At 61.5% G+C, this 1,889-nt stretch carries 1 rRNA gene; it reads left to right on the top strand.

Features of this window, described 5'->3' with window-relative positions:
- Positions 1–77 precede the first annotated feature (77 nt).
- Positions 78–1,599: ribosomal RNA gene (locus tag ACVWWH_RS20125) — 16S ribosomal RNA — on the top strand.
- The last annotated feature ends 290 nt before the right edge of the window (positions 1,600–1,889 follow it).

Consider the following 1,889-nt stretch of genomic DNA (forward strand, 5'->3'; position numbering starts at 1 on the left):
GTGGGTGTTTGATGCCGGATCATTTTCTGCTGGCCGGGTGTGCCTCATTTTCCTGGGGTTCCTGGTTGGCGTGTTCTTTGACGGAGAGTTTGATCCTGGCTCAGGATGAACGCTGGCGGCGTGCTTAACACATGCAAGTCGGACGATGAAGCCCTTCGGGGTGGATTAGTGGCGAACGGGTGAGTAACACGTGAGCAACCTGCCCTTGACTCTGGGATAAGCCTGGGAAACTGGGTCTAATACCGGATAGGACCCCTTGCCGCATGGTGGGGGGTGGAAAGCCTTGTGCGGTCTTGGATGGGCTCGCGGCCTATCAGCTTGTTGGTGGGGTGATGGCCTACCAAGGCGACGACGGGTAGCCGGCCTGAGAGGGTGACCGGCCACACTGGGACTGAGACACGGCCCAGACTCCTACGGGAGGCAGCAGTGGGGAATATTGCACAATGGGCGGAAGCCTGATGCAGCGACGCCGCGTGGGGGATGACGGCCTTCGGGTTGTAAACCCCTTTCGGCAGGGAACAAGCCTTCGGGTGAGGGTACCTGCGGAAGAAGCGCCGGCTAACTACGTGCCAGCAGCCGCGGTAATACGTAGGGCGCGAGCGTTATCCGGAATTATTGGGCGTAAAGAGCTCGTAGGCGGTTTGTCGCGTCTGCTGTGAAAGCCCGGGGCTCAACCCCGGGTCTGCAGTGGGTACGGGCAGGCTGGAGTGCAGTAGGGGAGACTGGAATTCCTGGTGTAGCGGTGAAATGCGCAGATATCAGGAGGAACACCGATGGCGAAGGCAGGTCTCTGGGCTGTAACTGACGCTGAGGAGCGAAAGCATGGGGAGCGAACAGGATTAGATACCCTGGTAGTCCATGCCGTAAACGTTGGGCACTAGGTGTGGGGGCCATTCCACGGTTTCCGCGCCGCAGCTAACGCATTAAGTGCCCCGCCTGGGGAGTACGGCCGCAAGGCTAAAACTCAAAGGAATTGACGGGGGCCCGCACAAGCGGCGGAGCATGCGGATTAATTCGATGCAACGCGAAGAACCTTACCAAGGCTTGACATGTGCCGGACCGTCCCAGAGATGGGGCTTCCCTTCGGGGCCGGTTCACAGGTGGTGCATGGTTGTCGTCAGCTCGTGTCGTGAGATGTTGGGTTAAGTCCCGCAACGAGCGCAACCCTCGTTCCATGTTGCCAGCACTTCGGGTGGGGACTCATGGGAGACTGCCGGGGTCAACTCGGAGGAAGGTGGGGACGACGTCAAATCATCATGCCCCTTATGTCTTGGGCTTCACGCATGCTACAATGGCCGGTACAAAGGGTTGCGATACTGTGAGGTGGAGCCAATCCCAGAAAGCCGGTCTCAGTTCGGATTGGGGTCTGCAACTCGACCCCATGAAGTCGGAGTCGCTAGTAATCGCAGATCAGCAACGCTGCGGTGAATACGTTCCCGGGCCTTGTACACACCGCCCGTCAAGTCACGAAAGTCGGTAACACCCGAAGCCGGTGGCCCAACCCCTTGTGGGAGGGAGCCGTCGAAGGTGGGACTGGCGATTGGGACTAAGTCGTAACAAGGTAGCCGTACCGGAAGGTGCGGCTGGATCACCTCCTTTCTAAGGAGCAGCGCCCCTGCCGGGGGCGGCCCGCATGGGCCGTGCCGGTGCGGGGGGAGCAGCGGCCCGCTGCGGGAGCGTTCGTCTCCCGGCGGGTGCTCATGGGTGGAACATCGACGGATTCGTGGCCCGTGCCCCTGGTACGGCCTGTGGCCCCAGTACGCCCCCGCACTCCGGTGCGGGCGGTTGGAAAGGGTTCCGGGCCGGATTCTCCGGGGGGTGGGGTCCTTGGCACACTGTTGGGTCCTGGGGCAACACGCCCTGCGCCCCCCTTTTGCTCCTGTGCCCCC

This window comes from Sinomonas sp. RB5 (assembly GCF_054063535.1).